At 75.2% G+C, this 22647-nt stretch carries 25 protein-coding genes; 16 read left to right on the forward strand and 9 right to left on the reverse strand.

Going from position 1 to position 22647, the window contains the following annotated elements; genetic code table 11:
- Nucleotides 1-72 precede the first annotated feature (72 nt).
- From ACSNN7_RS11345 to ACSNN7_RS11380, 8 genes are read left to right on the forward strand one after another with little or no spacing between them, the layout of a single operon-like run.
- Entirely contained in the window at nt 73-1788 is a 1716-nt protein-coding gene (locus ACSNN7_RS11345; RefSeq protein ID WP_436680657.1) for an HAD-IIIA family hydrolase, read from the forward strand.
- Nucleotides 1785-2759 (forward strand): glycosyltransferase, encoded by a 975-nt coding sequence (locus tag ACSNN7_RS11350; RefSeq protein ID WP_436680659.1) that lies wholly within the window; start codon nt 1785-1787, stop codon nt 2757-2759. The genes ACSNN7_RS11345 and ACSNN7_RS11350 overlap by 4 nt, the downstream gene beginning before the upstream one ends.
- Nucleotides 2744-3961: a glycosyltransferase gene (locus ACSNN7_RS11355; protein WP_436680660.1), complete on the forward strand. Its 1218-nt coding sequence runs from the start codon at nt 2744-2746 to the stop codon at nt 3959-3961. Before ACSNN7_RS11350 ends, ACSNN7_RS11355 begins: the two co-directional genes overlap by 16 nt.
- Nucleotides 3961-4650 carry a D-sedoheptulose-7-phosphate isomerase gene (locus ACSNN7_RS11360; RefSeq protein WP_436680661.1) on the forward strand — a complete coding sequence of 230 codons (690 nt, stop codon included), beginning with the start codon at nt 3961-3963 and terminating at the stop codon, nt 4648-4650. The genes ACSNN7_RS11355 and ACSNN7_RS11360 overlap by 1 nt, the downstream gene beginning before the upstream one ends.
- An 11-nt stretch (nt 4651-4661) precedes the next feature.
- Nucleotides 4662-6158 (forward strand): PfkB family carbohydrate kinase, encoded by a 1497-nt coding sequence (locus ACSNN7_RS11365; protein WP_436680663.1) that lies wholly within the window; start codon nt 4662-4664, stop codon nt 6156-6158.
- Nucleotides 6155-6856, forward strand: a complete 702-nt coding sequence (locus tag ACSNN7_RS11370) for an SDR family oxidoreductase (protein WP_436680664.1) — start codon at nt 6155-6157, stop codon at nt 6854-6856. Before ACSNN7_RS11365 ends, ACSNN7_RS11370 begins: the two co-directional genes overlap by 4 nt.
- A complete protein-coding gene (locus ACSNN7_RS11375; protein WP_436680665.1) occupies nt 6853-7794 on the forward strand; it encodes a glycosyltransferase family 9 protein in 942 nt (313 codons plus the stop codon). The genes ACSNN7_RS11370 and ACSNN7_RS11375 overlap by 4 nt, the downstream gene beginning before the upstream one ends.
- Nucleotides 7778-8761 (forward strand): DNA topoisomerase IB, encoded by a 984-nt coding sequence (locus tag ACSNN7_RS11380; protein ID WP_436680667.1) that lies wholly within the window; start codon nt 7778-7780, stop codon nt 8759-8761. Before ACSNN7_RS11375 ends, ACSNN7_RS11380 begins: the two co-directional genes overlap by 17 nt.
- A gap of 187 nt (nt 8762-8948) precedes the next feature.
- Here the strand turns inward: ACSNN7_RS11380 and ACSNN7_RS11385 are convergent, their stop codons facing one another.
- The 5 genes from ACSNN7_RS11385 to ACSNN7_RS11405 form a co-directional block, all read right to left on the reverse strand.
- Nucleotides 8949-10010 (reverse strand): helix-turn-helix domain-containing protein, encoded by a 1062-nt coding sequence (locus tag ACSNN7_RS11385; protein WP_436680668.1) that lies wholly within the window; start codon nt 10008-10010, stop codon nt 8949-8951.
- A gap of 103 nt (nt 10011-10113) precedes the next feature.
- Complete coding sequence (locus ACSNN7_RS11390; RefSeq protein ID WP_436680669.1) at nt 10114-10617, reverse strand: hypothetical protein; 504 nt, start codon at nt 10615-10617, stop codon at nt 10114-10116.
- A gap of 51 nt (nt 10618-10668) precedes the next feature.
- A complete protein-coding gene (locus ACSNN7_RS11395; RefSeq protein WP_436680670.1) occupies nt 10669-12300 on the reverse strand; it encodes a RecQ family ATP-dependent DNA helicase in 1632 nt (543 codons plus the stop codon).
- Nucleotides 12301-12439: 139 nt separating this feature from the next.
- Nucleotides 12440-13390, reverse strand: a complete 951-nt coding sequence (locus tag ACSNN7_RS11400; RefSeq protein ID WP_436680671.1) for a TIGR03557 family F420-dependent LLM class oxidoreductase — start codon at nt 13388-13390, stop codon at nt 12440-12442.
- Between the two features lie 78 nt (nt 13391-13468).
- Nucleotides 13469-13594 carry a hypothetical protein gene (locus ACSNN7_RS11405; protein WP_436680673.1) on the reverse strand — a complete coding sequence of 42 codons (126 nt, stop codon included), beginning with the start codon at nt 13592-13594 and terminating at the stop codon, nt 13469-13471.
- Between the two features lie 141 nt (nt 13595-13735).
- On the opposite strand from ACSNN7_RS11405, the gene ACSNN7_RS11410 reads away from it, so the two are divergent.
- On the forward strand, nt 13736-15220 hold the full coding sequence (locus ACSNN7_RS11410) for a glycoside hydrolase family 3 protein (protein WP_436680675.1): 1485 nt from the start codon (nt 13736-13738) through the stop codon (nt 15218-15220).
- An 87-nt stretch (nt 15221-15307) separates the two neighbouring features.
- On the opposite strand, the gene ACSNN7_RS11415 is transcribed toward ACSNN7_RS11410, so the two are convergent.
- Together ACSNN7_RS11415 and ACSNN7_RS11420 are read right to left on the reverse strand one after the other, a co-directional pair.
- Nucleotides 15308-15595: a GNAT family N-acetyltransferase gene (locus tag ACSNN7_RS11415; protein WP_436680676.1), complete on the reverse strand. Its 288-nt coding sequence runs from the start codon at nt 15593-15595 to the stop codon at nt 15308-15310.
- Nucleotides 15592-16818, reverse strand: a complete 1227-nt coding sequence (locus tag ACSNN7_RS11420; protein WP_436680677.1) for a cysteine desulfurase-like protein — start codon at nt 16816-16818, stop codon at nt 15592-15594. The genes ACSNN7_RS11415 and ACSNN7_RS11420 overlap by 4 nt, the downstream gene beginning before the upstream one ends.
- A gap of 84 nt (nt 16819-16902) precedes the next feature.
- Here ACSNN7_RS11420 and ACSNN7_RS11425 point away from each other — a divergent pair, with 84 nt between their 5' ends.
- The 7 genes from ACSNN7_RS11425 (at nt 16903) to ACSNN7_RS11455 (ending at nt 21158) form a co-directional block, all read left to right on the forward strand.
- On the forward strand, nt 16903-17268 hold the full coding sequence (locus ACSNN7_RS11425) for a hypothetical protein (RefSeq protein ID WP_436680678.1): 366 nt from the start codon (nt 16903-16905) through the stop codon (nt 17266-17268).
- A gap of 56 nt (nt 17269-17324) precedes the next feature.
- On the forward strand, nt 17325-18146 hold the full coding sequence (locus tag ACSNN7_RS11430; RefSeq protein WP_436680679.1) for a DUF1206 domain-containing protein: 822 nt from the start codon (nt 17325-17327) through the stop codon (nt 18144-18146).
- A gap of 70 nt (nt 18147-18216) precedes the next feature.
- Nucleotides 18217-19440 carry a mechanosensitive ion channel family protein gene (locus tag ACSNN7_RS11435; RefSeq protein ID WP_436680680.1) on the forward strand — a complete coding sequence of 408 codons (1224 nt, stop codon included), beginning with the start codon at nt 18217-18219 and terminating at the stop codon, nt 19438-19440.
- 183 nt (nt 19441-19623) lie between these two features.
- Complete coding sequence (locus ACSNN7_RS11440; RefSeq protein ID WP_436680682.1) at nt 19624-20058, forward strand: phage holin family protein; 435 nt, start codon at nt 19624-19626, stop codon at nt 20056-20058.
- The gene (locus ACSNN7_RS11445) at nt 20055-20396 is read left to right on the forward strand and encodes a DUF3618 domain-containing protein (protein ID WP_436680683.1); all 342 of its coding nucleotides are present in this window, start codon (nt 20055-20057) and stop codon (nt 20394-20396) included. Before ACSNN7_RS11440 ends, ACSNN7_RS11445 begins: the two co-directional genes overlap by 4 nt.
- Nucleotides 20393-20665 carry a DUF4235 domain-containing protein gene (locus tag ACSNN7_RS11450; RefSeq protein WP_436680684.1) on the forward strand — a complete coding sequence of 91 codons (273 nt, stop codon included), beginning with the start codon at nt 20393-20395 and terminating at the stop codon, nt 20663-20665. The genes ACSNN7_RS11445 and ACSNN7_RS11450 overlap by 4 nt, the downstream gene beginning before the upstream one ends.
- A gap of 289 nt (nt 20666-20954) precedes the next feature.
- Nucleotides 20955-21158, forward strand: coding sequence for a cold-shock protein (locus ACSNN7_RS11455; RefSeq protein WP_007075740.1), 204 nt, complete (start codon nt 20955-20957; stop codon nt 21156-21158).
- Between the two features lie 186 nt (nt 21159-21344).
- Here ACSNN7_RS11455 and ACSNN7_RS11460 read toward each other — a convergent pair whose 3' ends face one another.
- The gene (locus ACSNN7_RS11460) at nt 21345-21539 is read right to left on the reverse strand and encodes a hypothetical protein (RefSeq protein ID WP_436680685.1); all 195 of its coding nucleotides are present in this window, start codon (nt 21537-21539) and stop codon (nt 21345-21347) included.
- A gap of 88 nt (nt 21540-21627) precedes the next feature.
- Complete coding sequence (locus tag ACSNN7_RS11465; RefSeq protein WP_436680687.1) at nt 21628-22611, reverse strand: aldo/keto reductase; 984 nt, start codon at nt 22609-22611, stop codon at nt 21628-21630.
- Nucleotides 22612-22647 lie beyond the last annotated feature (36 nt).

A 22647-nucleotide genomic window follows, 5' to 3' on the forward strand; every position in this document is an offset into this window, starting at 1 on the left:
GCCCGGACGGCGACGAGCCGTACCGCCGGGTAGATGATGTTTACTCCCCGGGGCTCCGGGAACGCGCCGCCCGTGCGACGGGACCAGTTGGAGCCGGATCAGCGCAGGTCAGGCCGGGTCGACCCGGCCGCCGACCGGAGCGTGATCCGGCCGGTCCTGTTCGACGCCGTGTTGCTGGACCGGGACGGCACGCTGGTCGAGGACGTGCCGTACAACGGCGATCCGGAGAAGGTGCGGCCGGTGCCGGGCGCGCGGGAGGCGCTGGACCGGTTACGGGCCGCCGGGCTGCGCCTGGGCGTCGTCACCAACCAGTCCGGGCTGGCGAAGGGGCTCTTCACCGCCGGGCAGCTGCGGGCGGTGCACGCCCGGATCGAGGAACTGCTGGGGCCGTTCGACACCTGGCAGGTCTGCCCGCACGACGAGGGGGACGGCTGCGACTGCCGCAAACCCGCCCCCGGCCTGGTCACCCGGGCGGCCGCCGCGGTGGGCACCACGGCGGCCCGCTGCGTGATGGTGGGTGACATCGGCCGCGACATGACCGCCGCGCTGGCCGCCGGCGCCACCGGCGTGCTGGTGCCGACCCCGGTCACCCGGTCCGCGGAGGTGGCCGCCGCCCCGCACGTCGCGCGTGACCTGCCGGCGGCCGTCGAGGAGATCCTGCGCCGCCAGGCCGCGCTGCACCCCACCGCCCCGCGGCGGGCCGGGACGGTGCTGGTGGTGCGCGCCGACTCCGCCGGGGACGTGCTGGTCACCGGCCCGGCGATCCGCGCCGTCGCCGCCGGCGCACGGCGCGTCGTCCTGCTGCACGGCCCGCGCGGCCGGGACGCCGCCGCCCTGCTGCCCGGCGTCGACGAACTCGTCGAATGGCCGCTGCCCTGGATCGACGGCGACCCGGCCCCGGTCGACCCGGACGACATCCGCCGGCTCACCGACCGGCTCGCCACGGTGCGCGCCGACGAGGCGGTCGTCTTCACCTCCTTCCACCAGTCCCCGCTCCCGCTCGCCCTGCTGCTGCGGCTGGCCGGCGTGCCCCGGATCAGCGCCATCAGCGACGACTACCCCGGCTCCCTGCTCGACGTGCGGCACCGGGTGCCCAACGGGCCGCCCGAACCGGAGCGGGCGCTGGCGCTGGCCGCGGCCGCCGGCTTCCCGCTCCCGGCCGCCGACGACCAGGCGCTGCGCATCCGCACCGACGGGCTGCCGCCCCCACCGGCCCGGCTCGGCGGCCCCGGCTACGTGGTGCTGCACCCCGGCTCGGCGGTGCCGACCCGGGCCTGCCCGCCCGAACTGGCCACCCGGATCGTCCGGGTGCTCACCGCGGCCGGACACCGGGTGGCGGTCACCGGGGGACCGGACGAGACGGAACTGACCGCCCGGGTGGCCGGGGACGCCGGAATCGACCTGGGCGGCCGGACCGGCCTCGCCGACCTCGCCGCCGTGCTCACCGGCGCCGGCGCGCTGGTGGTCGGCAACACCGGTCCCGCGCACCTGGCCGCCGCGCTGGGCGTACCGGTGGTCAGCCTCTTCGCCCCCACCGTCCCGTTCGGACAGTGGGGGCCCTACCGGGTGCCGGCCGTCCGCCTGGGCGACGCGGGCGCACCCTGCCGGGACACCCGGGCCACCCGCTGCCCGGTGCCCGGCCACCCCTGCCTGTCCGCCATCGAGCCGGGGCACGTCCTGGCCGCGGTACGCCTGCTCGGCGTACCCGCCGACGCGCCCCCGCCGGGCGCGGCGCCGGCCACGGTCGGCATCGACCCGGTGATCGCCGGCGGCGGGAGCGCCCGATGAACATCCTGGTCTGGCACGTGCACGGCTCCTGGACCACGTCCTTCGTGCACGGCCGGCACCGCTACCTGGTGCCGGTCACCCCCGACCGCGGCCCGTACGGGCTGGGCCGGGCCCGCACCTACCCCTGGCCGGACAGCGCCGTCGAGGTCACCCCGCAGCAGCTGCGCCGGGAGCAGGTCGACGTGGTGCTGCTGCAACGCCCCGAGGAGATCGACCTCGCCGGGGACTGGCTGGGCCGGCGGCCCGGGCGCGACGTGCCGGCGGTGTACGTCGAGCACAACACCCCCAAGGGCGACGTACCGAACACCCGCCACCCGATGGCCGACCGCGACGACCTGCTGCTCACCCACGTCACCCACTTCAACGAACTGTTCTGGGACAACGGCGGCACCCGCACCGCCGTCGTCGAGCACGGGGTGGTCCCACCGGCGGTGGAGTGGACCGGCGAACTGGACCGGCTCGCGGTCGTCATCAACGAGCCGGTGCGCCGCTGGCGGGTCACCGGCACCGACCTGCTGCCACGCTTCGCCGAACTCGCCCCGCTGGACGTGTTCGGCATGAAGGTCGCCGGGCTCGCGGCACACCTGGGCCTGCCCGCCGACCGGCTGACCAGCCACGACGACGTGCCGCAGCACCAGATGCACGCCGAGCTGGCGCGCCGGCGGGCGTACCTGCACCTGTGCCGGTGGACGTCGCTGGGACTGAGCCTGATCGAGGCCATGACGATGGGCATGCCAATCGTCGCGCTGGCCACCACCGAGGCCGTCGAGGCCGTGCCGCCCGGGGCCGGCGCCCTCTCCACCCGGGTGGACGTGCTGGTGGAGGCCGCGGGGCGGTTCGTCGCGCAGCCCGCCGAGGCCCGCCGCGTCGGTGCCGGGGCGCGCGCCGCCGCCCGGGCCCGCTACGGCCTGGACCGTTTCCTCGCCGACTGGGACCGCCTGCTGGAGGAGGAAGTATGCGCATCGCGATGATCTCCGAGCACGCCAGCCCGCTCGCCATCCTGGGCGGTGAGGACGCCGGTGGGCAGAACACCCACGTCGCCGAGCTCTCCGCCGCGCTGGTGGCCGCCGGGCACGACGTCCGGGTCTACACCCGGCGCGACGCCGTCGACCTGCCGGTCAGTGTCCGCGCCCCGGCCGGGTACGACGTGGTGCACGTACCGGCCGGTCCGGCGGAGCCGCTGGCCAAGGACGCCCTGCTGCCGCACATGAAGGAGTTCAGCGCCTGGCTGGTGGACCGGTGGCGCGGCGGAGACTGGGTGCCCGAGGTGATCCACGCGCACTTCTGGATGAGCGGTCTCGCCGCGCTCACCGCCAGCCGGCAGACCGGGGTGCCGGTGGTGCAGACCTACCACGCGCTCGGCGCGGTGAAGCGGCGCTACCAGGGCGTGCAGGACACCAGCCCGGCGCGGCGGATCGCCTACGAGCGGGAGCTGGGCCGCTCGGTCGACCGGGTGGTCGCGCAGTGCCAGGACGAGGTGGGGGAGCTGGTCCGGCTCGGCGTCCCGCGCTCGCGGATGACGATCGTGCCGTCCGGGGTGAACCTGGCCAGCTTCGCCCCGCTCGGCCCGGCCGCCGAGCGGGAGCCCGACCGGCCCCGGATCCTCACCGTCGGGCGGCTGGTGGAACGCAAGGGGTTCCAGACCGTGATCCGGGCGATGGCCCTGGTGCCCGACGCCGAGTGCGTGGTGGTGGGCGGCCCGCCGGCCGGCCTGCTGGAGACCGACCCGTACGCCCGCCGGCTGCGCGCCCTCGCCACCACCTGCGGGGTGGCCGACCGGGTCAGGCTGGTCGGCGCGGTGCCCCGGGAGGAGATGGGGCTCTGGTACCGCTCCGCCGACGTGCTGGTCGCCGCCCCCTGGTACGAGCCGTTCGGGCTCACCCCGCTGGAGGCGATGGCCTGCGGCGTACCGGTCGTCGGCACGGCGGTCGGCGGGATCAAGGACACCGTGGTCGACGGGCTGACCGGGGACCTGGTCCCGGCCCGCGACCCGCAGGCCCTGGGCACCGCGATCCAGCGGCTGCTCGACGACCGCATCCGCCGCTTCGGGTACGCCACGGCGGCGCTGCAACGGGCCCGGCGCAGCTACTCCTGGGCGAGCGCCGCCGAGCGGCTGGCGGAGCTGTACGGCGAGGTGGCCGCGGTGCGCCGGCCGAGCCGGGTGGTCGCCTGATGACGACGGCGACTCCGGGACTGCTGGACGCCCACCTGACCCTGCTGGCCGAGGCGCTGCTGCCCTACCGGTCCTCGGAGCAGCTGCTGGCCCGCTGGGGCACCGAGCTGGCCGCCACCCTGGCCGGCGGGGGCCGGCTGCTGGTCGCCGGCAACGGCGGCAGCGCCGCCGAGGCCCAGCACCTCACCGCCGAGCTGGTCGGCAAGCTCCGCGACGACCGCCGGCCGCTGTCGGCGATCGCGCTGCACGCGGAGACCTCCGCGCTGACCGCGATCGGCAACGACTACGGCTACGACGAGGTCTTCGCCCGGCAGGTCCGCGCCCACGGCCGCCGCGACGACGTCCTGCTGCTGATGTCCACCAGCGGCGCCAGCGCCAACCTGCTGGCCGCCGCCCGCGCCGGACGAGAGGCCGGGCTGCGCTGCTGGGCGTTCACCGGCCCGGCGCCCAACCCGCTCGCCGACGCCTGCCACGAGGTGCTCGCCATCGCCTCCCCGGAGAGCCAGGTGGTGCAGGAGCTGCACCTGGTCTCCACCCACGTGCTCTGCGAATACGTCGACCGCGCGCTGCCCGCGGCGCTGGCGGTGACCGCTGCGGCCGCTGCCGCGCCCGTCGGCGAGCCGACCGCGCCGGTGCGTACCGGTGTCGAGGTGGTGCTCGACGGCGAGCGGCGGGTCGAGGCGGGATGAGGGGGCCGGCGGTGCGCGGACCCTTGGTGGTCATCGGCGACACGCTGCTCGACCGCGACGTCGAGGGCGTGGTGAATCGGCTCTGCCCGGACTCGCCGGTACCGGTGCTCGACGAGACGTCGTACGCCGACCGCCCCGGCGGCGCCGGGCTGGCCGCGGTCTTCGCCGCCGCCGGAGGCGCCGTGGAGGTGGCGCTGGTGACGGCCCTGGCCGACGACGCCGGCGGAGCCCGGCTGAGCTGCCTGCTCACCGCCGCCGGGGTCCAGGTGTACGCGCTGCCCCTGCCCGGCGCCACCCCGGAGAAGATCCGCCTGCGGGCCCGCGGCCGGGTGCTGCTGCGCCACGACCGGGGCGGGTCGGCCGCCGACCCGGGACCGCCGAGCGAGGCGGTGCTGCGGCTGATCGCCGGGGCGTCCGCCGTGCTGGTCAGCGACTACGGGCGGGGCGTCGTCCGGCAGCCCGCGCTGCGCGCCGCGCTCGCCGCGACCCGCGCGCCGGTGGTCTGGGACCCGCACCCGCGCGGGCCGGCGGCGGTGCCCGGGGTCACCCTGGCCACCCCGAACGAGGCGGAGGTACGCGACCTGACCAAGGTCCCGCCCGGCTCGTCCCGGCTGGCCACCGCAGCCCGGGGCGCGCAGGGGCTGCGCGAGCGGTGGCGCGCCGGCGCGGTCGCGGTGACCCTGGGCGGCGACGGCGCGCTGCTCTGCCACGCCGGTGCCACCCCGCTGGTGGTGGCCGCCCCGGTCAACGCCGAGGGGGACACCTGCGGGGCGGGGGACCGGTTCGCCTCGGCGGCCACCCTCGCGCTGGCCCGTGGTGCGCTGGTCTCCGAGGCGGTGCAGGAGGCGGTGGCGGAGGCGTCGGCGTACGTGGCCGGCGGGGGAGTGGCGGTCGCGCTGCCGCCCGAGGTCAGCGCCGCCGCGCCGGCGCCGCTGGGCGGCGGCGGGGAGCGGATCGGGGCCGCCGCCGCCGGCGCCGTGGTGGCCGAGGTCCGCGCGGCCGGCGGCACGGTGGTCGCCACCGGCGGCTGTTTCGACCTGCTGCACGCCGGGCACGTGGCCACCCTCCAGGCCGCCCGGCAGCTCGGCGACTGCCTGATCGTCTGTCTCAACTCCGACGCCAGCGTCGCCGGGCTGAAGGGGCCGGAGCGCCCGGTCGTGCCGCAGGGCGACCGCAGCCGGCTGCTCGCGGCGCTGGGCTGCGTCGACGCGGTGCTGGTCTTCGACGAGTCGACCCCGGACGCGGTGCTGGGCTGGCTGCGGCCGGACATCTGGGTCAAGGGCGGCGACTACGCCACCGGCGGCGGCGATCCGGCGAGCCTGCCGGAGGCCGAGACGCTGCGCCGCTGGGGCGGGCACGCGGTGGTGGTGCCCTACCTGGACGGGCGCTCCACCACCGACATGATCGCGGCGGCCCGGGGCGAGCGCCCCGGGGCGTACCGCGCCGCACCCGCCGGCGGCGCCCCGCCGGCCGGTGCACAGCGTCCGACGGCGGAGGGAGCACGATGACGAACAGTCCACCCGGTGCCGGTCCGACCGTCCTGGTCACCGGCGGATCGAGCGGGCTCGGCGCGGCGGTGGTCACCGCGGTGGCCCGCGCCGGCGGCCGTCCGCTGGTGCTGGACCGGCAGAGCCCCGGTGACGGGGTGCCCTGGATCGAGTGCGACCTGGCCGACACCCGGGCCGCCGAGGAGGCCACCCGGCAGCTGGCCGAGCGCTCCGGCGGCCTCGACGCGGTGGTCACCGCGGCCGGCATGGACGTGCCCGGCAAGCTCGCCGACGTACCCCGGGAGACCTGGGAGCGGATCGTCGCGGTCGACCTGCTCGCCACGGTGGCGGTGATCCGCGCGGCGCTGCCCTACCTGGAGGCGTCCCGGGGCGGGATCGTCACGGTCGCCTCCACCCTCGGGGTGAAGGCGGTCAGCGACGCCACCGCGTACTGCGCGGCGAAGTTCGGGGTGGTCGGCTTCACCCGCGCGCTCGCCGCCGAACTCGCCGGCCGGGTGAACGTGACCCTGCTGATCCCCGGCGGGATGCGCACCGCCTTCTTCGACGAGCGCGACCCGCAGTACCGGCCCGGCCCGGACGCCAAGCTCAACGCGCCGGGCGACACCGCCGCCGCGATCATGTTCGCCCTCTCCCAGCCGCCCGGCTGCGCGGTGCGCGAGATGGTGGTCTGCGCCGAGCAGGAGACGTCGTACCCGTGATCCTCGTGCTCCGCGCCCTCGGCGTGGGCGACCTGGCCACGGCGGTGCCGGCGCTGCGCGCGCTGCGGGCCGCGTACCCGGATCGGGAGCTGGCGCTGGCGGCGCCGGCCTGGCTCGGGCCGTTGGTGGACCTCGTCGGCGGCGTCGACCGGCTGCTGCCCACCGACGGCCTGGGCCCGCCGCCGTGGCCGCCCCCGCCGGTCGCGGTCAACCTGCACGGGCGCGGTCCCGGCTCGCACCGGATGCTGGCCGGCGCGGGCCGGCTGCTCGCCTTCCGCTGCCCGGAGGCCGGCCACCCGGACGGCCCGCGGTGGCGCGCCGGTGAGCACGAGGTGCACCGCTGGTGCCGGCTGCTCGCCTGGTACGGGATTCCCGCCGACCCCGGCGACCTCGCCCTGCGCCGGCCGGCGGCGGGCCGGGCGCCGACCGGCGTCAGCGTCGTCCACCCGGGCAGCAAGATCCCCGAGAAGCGCTGGCCGGCCGCCCGGTTCGCCGCCGTCGCCCGGGCGCTCGCCGAGCGGGGGCACCGGGTGGTGGTGACCGGCTCGGCCGACGAGCGGGAACTGGCGCGGCGGGTGGCCGGGGCGGCGGGCCTGCCCGGCGCCGCCGTCCTGGCCGGCCGGACCGACCTAGGCGAGCTGGCCGCACTGGTCGCCGGCGCCCGCCTGGTGGTCAGCGGCGACACCGGCGTCGGGCACCTCGCCACCGCCTACGCCACCCCGTCCGTGCTGCTCTTCGGCCCGGTCCCACCGGCCGAGTGGGGCCCGCCGCCGGACCGCCTCCGGCACCGGGTGCTCTTCGCCGGGACGCGGGATTGGCCCGGCCCGCCCGGGGTAGGAAGCCATCCGACGTTGGCGGCCCTGCCCGTGGACCGGGTGCTGGCCGCCGTGGCAGAGGCCGAAGAGGCGGTGCGGATCCCCGGTGCGATTGCGGCGTAGTGATCCGGGCCGGGCGGGATACGGGCGCCGCCGGGCCGGCAAGGGCTGGGTGTTCCTCGACCCCCGGGGCGAGCCGGTCCGCGACCCCGACGTGCTGGCCCGGCTGCGCGAGCTGGTCATCCCGCCCGCCTGGCAGGACGTCTGGATCTCGCCGTACCCGAACGGGCACATCCAGGCGACCGGCGTCGACGCGGCCGGCCGCAAGCAGTACCTCTACCACCCGGAGTGGCGGCGCAAGCGCGACGAGGCGAAGTTCGACCACGTGCTCCAGGTCGCCCACCGATTGCCGGTGCTGCGCCGGCGGATCGCCGACGACCTGGGCAAACGGGGCCTCAACCGGGACCGGGTGCTGGCCACCGTCGCCCGGCTGCTGGACATGGGGATGTTCCGGGTCGGCAACGACCAGTACGCGATCGGCGAGGACGCCACCTTCGGGGTCTCCACGCTGCGTCCCGAGCACGCCCGGTCCCGGGGCGGGTGTGTGGTCTTCGAGTTCCCCGCCAAGGGCGGCATCGAGCAGGTCCGCCGGATCGAGGACCGGGAGCTGTGCCAGGTGCTGACCAACCTGCGCCGGCGGCGCCGGGCGGAGGAGCGCCTCTTCGGCTACTGGGACGGGCGGCAGTGGCGCGACGTGCGCAGCGACGAGGTCAACGAGTACCTGCGTGACGCCAGCGGCGGGGAGATGACCGCGAAGGACTTCCGTACCTGGCACGCCACCGTGCTCGCGGCGATCGAGCTGGCCACCGTCGGCGTGCCACGCTCCGCCACCGCCCGCCGGAGGGCGGTCGCCGGGGTGATGAAGGAGGTCGCCGAGCTGCTGGGCAACACCCCGACCGTGGCCCGGACCTCCTACGTGGACCCGCGGGTGGTCGACCTGTACCACGACGGGGTGGTCGCGCCGGTCCGGCCGGACCCCCCACGGCCCGAGGCCGAGCGGACGGTCCTGGAGTTGTTGGAGGACGCCTGACCGGCCCCGCCGTCAGTCCTGGGGGGGAAGAGCGGCGGGACCGGGGCCAGTGCGGCGGGGGAGCGGACGCCGGTGCCGCCGTCCGTACGGCAACCGGGGCGGCCGCCCGTGACAAGGAGGTCACGGGCGCCACCGCGGTCCCCCGTTATCGGTGGCCGGCACGGGCCTGCCGACCGCCGATCCGCAGTCAGTATGGCGAGGTCGAGTTGACGACGGATGCCGAGCCGTTGACGATCCGTGCCTGTTCCCGCCGGGCCGCCCGGTACCCCTGCGGGGACTCGCCGTAGGCGGCCCGGAAGGCGCGGCTGAACACCGCCTTGTCCGCGAAGCCCCAGCGGGCGGCGACGGCCTGGATCGGCCGGTGCGCCTGCGCCGGGTCGGCGAGGTCGCGGCGGCACCGCTGCAGGCGCAGGTCCCGCACGTACGACGCCACGGTGGTCTCCTCCGCCTCGAAGAGCCGGTGCAGGGTACGGACGGAGACGTGGTGGGCCTCGGCGATCGTCTGCGGGGTCAGCGTGGCGTCGCCCAGGTGCCGCTGGACGTAGGCGCGCACCTGGGCGAGCAGCGCCCGGCGGCGGACCTCCCGGGGCACCTCGTCCTCGGCGACCAGGTGCCGGCCGAGCAGGGTGGCGATCAGGTCGAGACCGGTGGTGCCGAGCCGCTCGGCGTCCGCCGCGTGGTACTGCTCGGGATTACCCGCGATCTGCATGAGGTACTGCGCCAGCAGGGCGCCCACCCCCTCGGTGCCCGACATCCGGCCGGCGAGCAGGGGAGCGAGCCGCTCCGGGGGCAGCGGCAGCGCGCCGTACGGGATCAGGGCCACCACGGAGGTGGCGAGCTGCCGCCCGCCCTGCTCCCCCTCGTGGCTGACCTGGTGCGGACGCGATCCGTCGTAGAAGGTGAACTCCCGGGGCCGGATCACGCTCTGCCGGCCGGCCTGCCCGGACGCGCCGGTGCCGGTGGTGGTCAGGGCGAGCAGGAAGTAGTCCAGCTCGGTCTGCCGGGCCAGCTTCGCCGTCCGGACCGCGTCCAGTGAGGGGTAGCGGTAGTTCACCAGCTGGATCGGGCCCAGGGGGATGATCTCGGCCCGGGCGGTGAAGTCGTCGGCGTGCGCGGAGCGCATCCGCAGCGGCGCGGCGGTGCGGGCGACCAGGTCGAGCCACATCCCGAACCGCTCGCGTGGCGGCAACGCCTCCGTGTCGACGACGTTCCGGTCCAGCATCTTCCCGCCCACCCCAATCTGTCGCACGTGCGGGTCGATTGTCGGTCAGCGACGCGATGCGCGAAAGCCGACGAAAACGCCGGATCCGCGCCACCCGGTCAGGGCGCGCGGATCTCCTCGGCGGTGGCGGTCAGTCGTTGAGCACGTGCGAGAGCCGGTCGCGGAAGCGGCGCTCCGAGTCGCTGACCTGGTCGCCGCCGAGGCCGAGCAGACCACCGCTGGGGGCGGCGACGACCACCTGCTCGGCGATCTCCACCAGCCAGTGCCGGTACGCCCCGGCCTCGCCCTCGTCCACCTTGGCGGCGAGCAGTGCGGACGCCTGGCCGGCCCGGGCCAGCACGTCGTCGATCAGGCCCTGCGGGTCGGCCGGCTCGATGACCGGCAGTTCCTCGCCCGCCTCCGGGTCGCCCACCCGGGACACGATCTCCCCGGCGACCGCCGCGACCAGCGGGTTGGCCGACTCGCGGCCGGCGGAGATGGTCTCCAGCCCGGCGGCGTTCTCCGCGCGGGTGCGCCGGCTGCCGTCGTGCTCCGCGGCACTGGCCGCGGTCAGGACCGCCTGCGGCAGGCCGACCAGCAGCCCCCACTCCTCGTCGGAGAACCCGAACCCGGTGTACGCCGGCTGTTCGATCACGACTGAGCCCCTCTCGTTTCGTTGCGTCTGCGCCCCCGGTGCCCGGTCAGGCTAGTCGAGCGTCAGCAGGCCCTGTTCGGACACCACGGGCACGGAGAGCGTCTTGTAGCCGACCTCGTCGAAGAGCACCGTCATCCGGTCCTCCTCGTAGTTGAGCACCAGCCCTGGCCCCCACTCGGGGTGACGGACCTGGCTGTGCACCGGGAACGGGCCGACCGCGCCGTCGTCGGCGGTGCTGGTGCCGGCGTGGCAGTTGTCGCAGTGCCCGCAGACCTCGGACATCTGCTCGCCGAAGTACGCCAGCAGCGTCTGGCCGCGGCAGGCGGTGGTCTCGGCGAAGGCGCGCATCATGTCGGTGCGGGACCGGGTCACGGTCTGCTGCCGTTCCGCCTCGGCCAGGGCCGCCGCCGCGGCGTCCACCGGCGTGGGGGAGTAGCGCGGCGCGCCGATCTTCTGCCGGGCCCGTGGCTCGGCGGCCCCGATCTGCTCCAGCAGGGACAGGTACTGGCCGAGCTTGCGCGGACCCAGGCCGGTCACCTCGCGCAGCTCCTTCTTGGTCCGCGCCTGCTTGCGCAGCAGGGCGGCCAGGTCGCGCAGCTCGGTGGCGTCGGGCAGGCCCCCGCTGAAGTAGCGCTGCAGCCCGACGTCCTCCGCCCGCCAGAGCAGCAGCACCCGGGCGGGCGCGCCGTCACGGCCGGCGCGGCCGATCTCCTGGAAGTAGCTGTCCGGGGAGTCGGGCAGCGCCATGTGCACCACCCAGGCGATGTTCGGCTTGTCGATGCCCATGCCGAACGCCGAGGTGGCCACCATGATCGGTACTTGGTCGGCGAGGAACGCCTCGTGCAGGTCGTGCCGGGCGCCGGTGGGCATACCGCCGTGGTAGAACTGCGCCCGGAACCCCGCGTCGGTCAGCCGCTGCGCCAGGTCCTCGGCGGCCCGCCGGGTCGGCACGTAGATGATGCCGGGGCGCTGGTCGTCGCGGAGCAGCGCCAGCAGCCGCCGCCACCGGTAGTCGTCGGTGGGGCAGTGCGCCACCTCAAGGAAGATGTTGGGCCGGTCCAGCCCGGAGACCACCACCTCCGGCTCGTGCAGCCGCAGCCGGGCGATGATGTCGTCGCGGACCGGGGGCGAGGCGGTGGCGGTCAGGGCGACCACCGGCGGCCGGCCGATGCCCTCGATCAGGTGGCCCAGCGCCAGGTAGTCCGGGCGGAAGTCGTGACCCCACGCCGAGATGCAGTGCGCCTCGTCGATCGCCACCAGCGCCGGCTTGAGGGATCTGACCTCGGCCAGCCGGTCGGGGTTGCTGAGCTGTTCCGGGGTGATGAAGAGGAACTCGGCCCGGCCGTCGCGGATCTCCTCGATCGCCTCGGCCTGCTGGGCGGAGGACTCGTCGGAGCTGATCCGCACCGCCCGCAGCTCGGGGCGCTGCCGTTCGTTCAGCGCGGCGATCTGGTCCTGCTGCAACGCCAGCAGTGGGGAGATCACCACCGTCGGACCGGGGATCAGGCTGGCCGGGATCTGGTAGATCGCCGACTTGCCGGCGCCGGTGGGCAGGACCACCAGCGCGTCGCGTCGCTTCATCACCGCGCGCATCGCGGCGAGCTGGTTGGGCCGCAGCGCGGTCCAGCCGAAGAGGCTCCGCGCCGCGCGGCGCAACGTCGTCGAATGCATGGACAGCTTCATCGAGGGCCGGAGGTACCCGAGCCGATCACCGGCGAAACCGGCGCAGGCGCGCGGAGCGCCGTCGGAGTGGCTCAGGTCATCGCGTACGAGGCGACCGCGCGTGTCCGGGCCGGCTCACCGCCGGCCCGGGCGCCGCGGGTCAGCGCAGGCGGGGCAGCACCTCGCGCTGGTAGAGGTCGAACAGGCCCTGCGCGTGCGGGCCGGTGTTGGCCACGTAGACCTCGTCGAAGCCGGCCTTGGCGTACCGGTCGATCATCTCCAGGTGCGCGTCGGCGCTGTTGCCGCAGACGAACGACTCCTTCATCATCTCCGGCTTGACCAGCTGGGCGGCCTGCTCGAAGTGGCGCGGGGAGGGGAGCACCTGGGACAGCTCGCCCGGCAGGCCGGCGTTCGGCCACTTCCCGTACGCGATCCGCATCCCCTCGTCCTCGCTGTCGGCGTACGCCGCCTTGAAGCCGGCCTGGCACGGCTTGTCGCCGCCGCCGCTCTCCCGGAACCGGCGGACCATGTCGGCGTCGGGCATGACGCTGACGTAGCCGTCGCCGATCCGGGCGGCCAGGTCGATGGCCTTGGGGCCGAAGCCGGACACGTAGACCGGTGGGGGCGCGTCGGGCAGGGTGTAGATCCGGGCGTGCTCGACGGTGTAGTGCTTGCCGTGGTGGTTGACGAATCCGCCCTGCCACAGCTCGCGCATCACCTCGACCGCCTCCTCCAGCATCTCCAGCCGGACGTCGGTCTGCGGCCAGGCGTCGCCGAGGATGTGCTCGTTGAGCGCCTCGCCGGAGCCGACGCCGAGCACGAAGCGCCCGGAGTGCAGGACGGCGCTGGTGGCCGCGGCCTGGGCGAGCACCGCCGGGTGGATGCGGACGGTCGGGCAGGTCACCGCGGTGGTGACGGGCAGGGAGCAGACCTGGCTGAGCGCGCCGATGGTCGACCAGACGAAGGGGCTCTGCCCCTGCGCGTCCACCCACGGGTGGTAGTGGTCCGAGATCCACAGCGCCTCGAACCCGGCCCGTTCGGCGCCGCGCGCCTGCTCCAGCAGCTCTGCCGGGGTGAACTCCTCACTGGACAGGAAGTAACCGATCTTCATCTTTCCCCCTCGCCGTCGCCCGGCACCGGTCGCGCCGGGCTGACCACGGGGTGCCCTACCCCGGACTCGGGGGATCAGTCAGCGGCGGCGGAACATCGCCCGGATGGCGGCGAGCAGCAGCAGGCCGCCGACCACCACGCCGAGCAGGCGCACGCCGGGGACGTCGGCCGGCGAGGTGGCGTCGGCGAGTGGCAGCAGGTCCATTCCCGCACTGTCGCACGCCGCCCGGGGAGACGCCAGACGGTAACAGTAAGGTTTATTGACTATTTCGTTGCCCGGTGTGACCATGGCAGCACCGCGACGGCGACCGGCCGTCGGACATCCACACGGGGGTACGGGGGCCGCATGAGCGAGCGCAACCTGGCGGGCCTGGCGGCCGCCGTCCTGCAGCCCGGTTTCGTCGGCACCACCCCGCCCGAGTGGGTCTGCCGGTGGCTCGGCGAGGGGCTCGGCGCGGTGGTCCTCTTCGCCCGCAACGTCGTCGACCCCGGCCAGCTCGCCGCGCTCACCGCGACCCTGCGCGCCGAACGCCCGGACGTCCTGGTGGCCATCGACGAGGAGGCCGGCGACGTCACCCGGATCGAGTCGGCGCTGGGCAGCTCGCGGCCGGGCAACTTCGCCCTCGGCGCCGTCGACGACCCGGCGCTGACCGAGGAGGTCGCCCGGGATCTCGGCGTCGACCTCGCCCGGCTCGGCGTCACCCTCAACTACGCCCCGGACGCCGACGTCAACAACAACCCGGCCAACCCGGTGATCGGGGTGCGGTCCTTCGGCGCCGACCCGCAGCTGGTCGCCCGGCACACCGCCGCCTGGGTACGCGGTCTGCAGTCCGCCGGCGTGGCCGCCTGCGCCAAGCACTTCCCCGGCCACGGCGACACCCAGGTCGACTCGCACCACGACCTGCCCCGCATCGGTGCCGACCGGGCCCGCCTCGACGCCGGCGAGCTGGTCCCCTTCCGCGCCGCCGTGGCGGCCGGAGTGCAGGCCGTGATGACCGGACACCTGCTCGTGCCCGCCCTCGACGAGGAACTGCCGGCCACCCTCAGTCCCCGCATCCTCGGCGACCTGCTCCGCGACGAGCTCGGCTTCTCCGGGGTGGTGGTCACCGACGCGGTGGAGATGCGGGCGGTCACCGACCGGTACGGCTTCACCGGCGCGGCCGTGCGCGCCCTCGCCGCCGGGGCCGACGCGATCTGCGTCGGCGGCGAGCGGGCCGACGAGGACGCCGCCCGGCACCTGCGCGACGCGATCGTCGCCGCCGTCGTCGCCGGCGAGCTGCCCGAGGAGCGGCTCGCCGAGGCGGCCAAGCGGGTCGGTCAGCTCGCCGCCTGGACGGTGGCCGCCCGCGCCGACCGTCCGTCGGCGGCCGGGTCGCCGGCCGACGGGTCGGCGGTCGGCCTGGCCGCCGCGCGCCGGGCGCTGCGGGTCAGCGGTGCCGCCACCGCACTGCCGCTGGTCGCCCCCGCCCACGTGGTGGAGTTCTCCCCGCCGCGCAACATCGCCATCGGTCCGGAGACCCCGTGGGGCATCGCCGCCCCGCTCGCCGCGCTGCGCCCCGGCACCACCAGCGCCCGGTTCGCCGAGGCCGAGGTGCCGGCGGAGCCGACGGCCGGGGCCGGAGGCCGGCCGGTCGTCCTGGTCGTCCGCGACCTGCACCGCCACGACTGGATGCGCGACGCCGTCGAGCGGGCCCTGACCGCCCGGCCGGACGCGGTCGTGGTGGAGCTGGGCGTGCCCGAGCTGGTCGTCGGCCGGGTGCACGTGGCCACCCACGGCGCCACCCGGGCCGGCGCGCGGGCCGCCGCGGAACTGCTCGCCGGCCCGCGCTGAACCGCACCCTGGGGGACCGGACGTCCGGTACGCGGACACCCGGCCCGCCGCCCGCCGGCGTCGGCCGGTGCGACGCCGGCTGAAAGATCAGGCCGGCTGGAAGATCAGGTCGGCGTACTCGGGGTGCCGCTCGATGTAGGCCCGCATGAACGGGCACTGCGGCACCAGCCGGCCGCCCTGCTCGCGTACCTGCTCCAGGGTCGCCCGGACCAGCGCGGCGCCGACCCCCATGTCCTGGAACTCCGGGCGCACCTCGGTGTGGGTGAAGACCCGCACCTCGCCGCGCGGCAGGTACGCCGTGAAGCCGGCCAGCGCGTCGTCGACCAGGATCTCGAAGCGGCGCTTGGCGGGGTTCTCCTCGACCAGGATGCTCACCGGCCCATTGTCTCCCGCCGTCCGGCCAGCGTGACCAGTTCGGTGAGCAACCGGTCCACCTCGTCGGCCGTGTTGTAGTGGTAGACGCTGGCCCGCACCGCCCCGCCGGTCTCCCGCAGCCCCATCGCCTGGAAGTACTCGTAGGCGTAGTAGTCGCCGGAGGAGAGGCAGAGCCCCGCCTCGCCCAGCGCCGCCGCCAGCCCGGCCGGCGACCAGCCGGCGAGCCGGAAGGACACCGTCGGGCAGCGCCGGGCGGCGGCCCCGTACACGGTCACCGCACCGTTGTCGGCCAGCCCGGCGAGCAGCCGGTCGAAGAGCCCCTCCTCGTACGCCTGGGCGGCGGCCAGCCCGGCCCGGACCCGCTCCCGCCGGTCGCCGGTCGCGGTCGGGTCCAGCCCGGCCAGATGGTCGACCGCGGCGGCCACCCCGGCCAGCAGCGGGAAGCTCGGCGTGCCGGCCTCGAACCGGTCCGGCACCGCGTCGGAGGAGGGCACCAGCTTGGCCGGGCGCAGCGACTCCCAGCGCGCCGGGTCGGCCACCATCGCGGCCAGGTGCGGGCCGGACCACTTGTAGGCGCTGGTGACCAGGAAGTCCGCGCCGGTGGAGGCCAGGTCGGTGGGGCCGTGCGGCACCGAGTGCACCCCGTCGACGCAGACCAGCGCCCCGGCGGCGTGCGCGGTCTTGGCGATCGCCGCCACGTCCGGCACCGTGCCGACGGCGTTGCTGCCGGCGGTCACCGCGATCAGCCGGGTCCGCTCGCCGACCAGGTCGGCGTACTGGCCGGCGGGCAGCTCACCGGTGGCCGGGTCGAACTCCGCCCAGCGCACCGTCGCGCCGGCCGCCCGGGCCGCCTGCACCCACGGCCGCACGTTCGCGTCGTGGTCGAGCCGGGAGACCACCACCTCGTCGCCCGGGCGCCAGGTCTCGCCGAGGGTCCGGGCCAGCGTGTACGTCAGCGCGGTCGCGCTCGGCCCGAGCACCACCCCGCGGGGCGTCGCGCCGAGCAGGTCGGCCACCGCGGCGCGGGCCGCGTCGACCAGCTCCAGCGCGCGCCGGCCGGGCGTGAAGGCGGGGGTGCGGTTGCCGAGGGCGGTGCCCATCGCCGAGCTGACCGCGTCGATCACCGACTGCGGGGTCTGGGTGCCGCCGGCACCGTCGAAGTGGGCGAAACCCTCGGTCAGGGCGGGGTAGGCGGCCCGGGTCCGGGCGATGTCGAACGGCATGACCGGACCCTAACGCGGCCCGCCGCCGGGTCCGATGATCACTGTGCGGTGGCGGTCTCGCCGCCGTCTCGTACCCTTGGTCGCGTGACGACGCGACCCGGTACCTCCCCGCTGACCCCCACCCGCCGTGTCGCCGGTCTGCTGGCCGGCCTGGCGCTCGGCGTGGCCGTGCTGGCCGGATGCAGCTCCGAGGGCGCCCAGACCGACTGCGGCCTGGACGCCTGCACGGTCGTCTTCGACCGCGGCGTCGACGCGCGGGCCACCATCCTCGGCGTCGAGGCCAAGCTGATCGGCGCCCAGGGCGACCAGGTCACCGTCGAGGTCGCCGGCGAGCAGCTCTCCCTCACCGTCGGCCAGCAGGCCACCGAGGTGGGCGGCTTCGCGGTCACCCTGGACAGCGTCACCGACCAGCAGGTCACGATCCGCGTGGCGCGCAACAGCAGCAGCTGAGGGCCGGGTGCGTGGCGCCACGTTTGACGATCTCGGCATTCGGAGACTGTGGCGCCATGTCTCTCACCCGGAACGCCGAAGCCACCGCCGCCCGTACCGCGGACAGTCGCTGGCTGGAACTCCTCGCCCGGGCCGGCTTCATCGGCTACGGGGTCGTGCACCTGCTGTTCGCCTGGCTGGCCCTGCAGATCGCCTTCGGCAAGCCCGGTGAGAACGGCGACCAGTCCGGCGCGCTGCGCACCATCGCCGCCCAGCCGCTGGGCAAGACGCTGGTCGTCCTGATCGCGGTCGGCCTGCTGGCGATGGCCATCTGGCAGGGCCTGGAAGCGGCCGTCGGGCACCGCGTCGAGCGGGGCAAGGAGCGCGTCTGGGAACGGCTCGCCTCCGCCGGCCGGACGATCGTCTACCTCTACTTCGCCTGGACCGCCTTCAAGGTGTTCAAGGACGCCGGCTCCAACAGCGCCGACCAGCAGGAGGCGCTCACCGGCAAGCTGATGACCTCCGGCAGTGGCCGCCTGGTGGTCGGCCTGGCCGGTCTGGTGCTCGCCGTCATCGGTGTCGGCCTGGTGATCTACGGCGTGGTCAAGCGCTTCGAGAAGCACCTCAAGACCGGCGAGATGAGCCCGAAGACCCGTACCCTGGCCCGCCGGCTCGGTGTCGCCGGCTACGTCGCCAAGGGCATCGCGTACACCATCGCCGGCCTGCTCATCGTGGTCGCCGCGGTGAAGTACGACCCGGAGAAGGCCCGCGGCCTGGACGCCGCGCTGCGCACCCTGCGCGAGCAGTCCTACGGCCAGGTCCTGCTGGTGCTGGTCGCCCTCGGCATCGCCGCCTTCGGCACGTTCTGCTTCCTGCAGTCCCGGTACCGCAAGGTCTGAGTTGGTCGATTCCGGAAACGCCGGGCACCATAGGGCTTTTGCCCGAAGCCCGGCCGGAGGGAGAGAGCCTGTGCAGGATTACCTGGAGACGATAGCCGCCGCGGCCACCGCGGCGGCGATCGCCGTGTTGCTCGTCGAGGTGGTGCATCGCATGATCCGCCGGTTCGGCCGGCGTTCGCTGCTGATGACCGAGCTCACCGAGCACGCGCACCGCCCGTTCCAGGTGGCCGGCACCGTACTCGCGGTCCAGTTCGCGGTCCGGTTCACCACCGGGTACGCCGTCGGCGCACCCTGGCGGCAGGTGGTGCTGCACACCCTGGTGCTGGCCGTGGTGGCCGCGGTGGCCTGGCTGGTCGCCTCGCTGCTGGTCGTGATCGAGGACACCGCCCTGGCCCGGTTCCGGGTGGACGTGCCGAACAACCGCCACGCCCGCCGGGTACGCACCCAGGTGGTGCTGCTGCGCCGGCTGACCATCGCGGTGATCGTGGTGCTGGCCGTCGGCGTGATGCTGATGACCTTCCCCGCCGTGCGCGGCATCGGCGCCGGTGTGCTGACCTCCGCCGGTGTGGTCGGTGTGGTCGCCGCACTGGCCGCCCAGAGCCTGCTCGGCAACGTCATCGCCGGCCTCCAGCTCGCCTTCAGCGACGCGGTACGCCTCGACGACGTGGTCGTGGTCGAGGGGGAGTGGGGCCGGATCGAGGAGCTGACCCTCAGCTACGTGGTGGTGCAGATCTGGGACGACCGGCGGCTGATCCTGCCCACCTCGTACTTCACCAGCAAGCCGTTCCAGAACTGGACCCGCACCGAGGCGGCCGTGCTCGGCACGGCGGAGTTCGAGGTGGACTGGGCGGTCCCGGTGCAGGCGATGCGCGAGGAGCTGCGCCGCCTGGTGGAGAGCACCGAGCTGTGGGACGGCCGGGTCTGCGTGCTGCAGGTGACCGACGCGACCGGCGGCAGCATCACCGTCCGGGCGCTGGTCAGCGCCGCCGACGCGGGCAGCCTCTGGGACCTGCGCTGCCTGGTCCGGGAGCACCTGGTCGGCTGGATCCGGGAGCACCGGCCGACCGCGCTGCCGCGCCAGCGCACCGAGATCGGCGACGCGTCCGGCGCCCTGGCCTGGCAGTGGGTGCAGCCCCGCCGGCCGGTGCGCCGGCGCCAGGAGCCCGAGGTGCCCGACGACGCCCGGGTCTTCGGCGGCAGCGACGACGGCGCCGCCCGCAGCGAGGCCTTCGTCGGCCCCGACGAGCGCGAGGCCTTCGTCGGCCCCGAGGAGCACGCCGACGCCCGCCGCTGAGCCGGCCCCACCCGCACCCGCCGACCCGCCCGCGCGCGTCGGCGGGTGCTTCGTGGTACCGGCTTCCGCGTTTCGCCGGACGCTGCGGCCCCTCCTGCGGTCAGATGTGGTTGGTCACTGCGCGCAGGATTGACGGGCGGCGACTCCGGGCATACAGCGCGGTGATGATGAAAGGAGGACAGCATGGCTGACGTCGCTAACCACCAGACGTCCCGGACCGGGAGCGAGCCGTCCACCGCCGAACTGGTGCAGCGGGCCACGGAGCAGGTCTCCCGCCTCGTGCGGGACGAACTGGCGCTGGCCCGGGCGGAGTTGACCCAGAAGGGCAAGCACGCCGGGATCGGAATCGGTCTCTTCGGCGGGGGTGGTGCGCTGGCTTTCTACGGGCTGGGCGCGCTGATCGCCGCCGGGGTGCTGCTGCTGGACCTGGTCATGCCCGCGTGGCTGGCCGCCCTGATCGTGGCGGTGGTGCTCTTCCTGGTCGCCGGGGTGCTCGCCCTGGTGGGCAAGAAGCAGGTCAGCCAGGCGGTCCCGCCGGTGCCGGCGTCGACGGTGCAGAGCGTCCGGGCGGACGTGGACGTCGTCACCGCCGCGGTGAAGGACAGGGGACGGGCATGACGGGCAACGGGACCGGCGACGCCGAGGCGCTGCGCGCCGAGATCCGGCGTACCCGGGTGGAGCTGGGCGAGACGATGGAGCTGTTGGCCGCCAAGGCCGACGTGAAGGCCCGGCTGCGGGAGTCCGCCGGTCAGGCGAAGGAGCGGATGCGCGCGCAGGCCGCGCAGACCGTCGCCCGGGTGCGCGGGCAGGCGGCGCAGAAGGCCGACGTGGCGCGGGCCCAGGCGCACGAGAAGGGTGCGACGGTCCGGAGCAACCCGGTGCCGTGGGCGACGGTCGCGGCCGGCGCCATGGCGGCGGTGGTGGTGCTGCTGATCGTCCGAGGGAGGCGCAGGTGAGCAAGGGCATCGGTAGGGCCGCGTACAAGCCCGTCGGGGTGCTCCTCGGGCTGGCCGCCGGTACGGTCGCCGGGGCGATCTTCCGGCAGGTCTGGACGATGACGGCCGGCGACGGCGAGGCGCCCAGCGCGACCGACGAGGACCGCGGCTGGGGCGAGGTCCTGGCCGCGGCGGCGTTGCAGGGCGCCATCTTCGCGGTGGTCCGGGCGGCGGTGGATCGCGGCGGCGCAGTCGGCGTACGACGGCTGACCGGCCGCTGGCCGGACTGAATCCGAGCGGGTCGAAGGCCCCCCACCGCATCGACGGGTGGGGGGCCTTTCGCACGGCCCCGGGCACCCGCCCAGCGATCTTCGGCATCCGTCAGGTCACATGTCGGAGAATTTCGGTCCGGTAGTCTGTGCAGAGTTTTTGCGTACGTGGTTTGCTGATCCCCGCTGTTGCGAGATGGCGTGGGTTGAGAGAAGTCTCCTTCGTGGGGGCCGCCTCAGGCACCGCTGCTCGAAAACGGCCAATCGGCCGCACGGCGTGCTCGGCCGCCAGTTTTAGAAGGAGATACACATGGCGCAGGGAACCGTGAAGTGGTTCAACGCTGACAAGGGCTTCGGCTTCATCACCGTCGACGGCGGGGGTGCTGACGTGTTCGTCCACTTCTCGGCCATCCAGACCAGCGGCTACCGCACGCTGGAGGAGAACCAGCGGGTGGAGTTCGAGATCGCCCAGGGTCAGAAGGGTCCGCAGGCCGAGCAGGTCCGCCCCATCTGAGCAGTGCCGGTCGGCAGCCGCCGGCCCGGGTGATCCGGCCCCCCGGATCGACGAGAAGCCCCGTGTCCTCCAGGGACGCGGGGCTTTCCGCGTCTGCGGGCCCGGTGTCGCGCGTCTGCGCATCCGGTGCCGGCCACGGTCGCCGCCGGCCGGTGGCCGGCCGGGCCGGTCAGGTGCGGCGGGCCGTCAGGTGCGGCGGCGGGCCTTCAGGCCGCGCCAGAGCACCACGAGTCCGATCAGGATCAGCACCGGCCCGATGACCGCCCAGATCCGCTGGTCGGTCATCACGCTCCCGCCGACGTACCCGAGCCCCTGCACCGTCCACACCGCTCCGACCACCACGGCCAGCAGCCCGAGGGTGAGCGTGAGCCAACCCCTCATCGGTCCCTCCTCACCTGCGCCGGACGTCCCGGCCTCCGGCCGGCGTGCGGCCCCTGCGGGCGGTGCGCGTGCGCCGCGCCGACGCGGCTCACCACCGGCCGTGCACCCGGGGGCGCACCAACTCGTCGTAGACCGCCCGGACGGTGTCCCGCTCGGCGGCGCTCAGCGGCGGCAGGCCGGCCGCGGCGGCGTTGGCCCGCGCCTGGGCGGCGTCGCGCGCGCCGGGGATGACCACCGTGACGCCGGGCTGGTCGATGATCCAGCGCAGCGCGAACTGGGCCATCGTGCGCCCGGTGCCGACCAGCGGGGCGAGCCGCCGCACGACCGCCAGGCCCAGGTCGTAGTCGACGCCGGAGAAGGTCTCGCCGACGTCGAAGCTCTCCCCGCGCCGGTTGTAGGTGCGGTGGTCGTCGGCGGGGAAGGTGGTGTGCTCGTCGTACCGGCCGGAGAGCAGGCCGCTGGCCAGCGGCACCCGGGCGATGACGCCCACCCCGGCCGCGGCGGCGGCCGGCAGCACCCGCTCCAGGGGCTTGAGCCGGACCGCGTTGAGGATGATCTGCACGCTGGCCACCCCGGGCCGGGCGATGGCGGTCAGCGCCTGCTCGGTGGTCTCCACGCTGACGCCGTACCCGGCGACGCGCTCCTCCGCGACGAGCGTGTCGAGGGCGTCGAAGACCCGGTCGTCGGCGAAGACGGCCGTGGGCGGGCAGTGCAGCTGGACCAGGTCCAGGGTGTCGGTGCCGAGGTTGGCCCGGGACCGGTCGGTCCAGGCCCGGAAGTTGTCCAGGGTGTACGCCTCGGGCGTCTGCTCCACCCGGCGGCCCATCTTGGTGGCCACGGTCAGGCCGTGCCCGGGCCGCTGATGCAGGAACCGCCCGATCAGCTGCTCGCTGCGCCCGTCGCCGTAGACGTCGGCGGTGTCCAGGAAGGTGACCCCGGAGTCCACGGCGGCGGCAAGGACGGCCTGGGCGTCGCTCTCGCTGACCTCGCCCCAGTCCGCGCCGAGCTGCCAGGCACCGAGGCCGACCACACCCACTCGCCGGCCGAGCCGGTCGAAGCTGCGCTGTTCCATTGGGTCGAGCCTAGTGAGCGCCTTGCCGGGCCGCAG

The organism is Micromonospora sp. URMC 105 (assembly GCF_051386295.1).
Taxonomy (GTDB): Bacteria; Actinomycetota; Actinomycetes; order Mycobacteriales; family Micromonosporaceae; genus Micromonospora.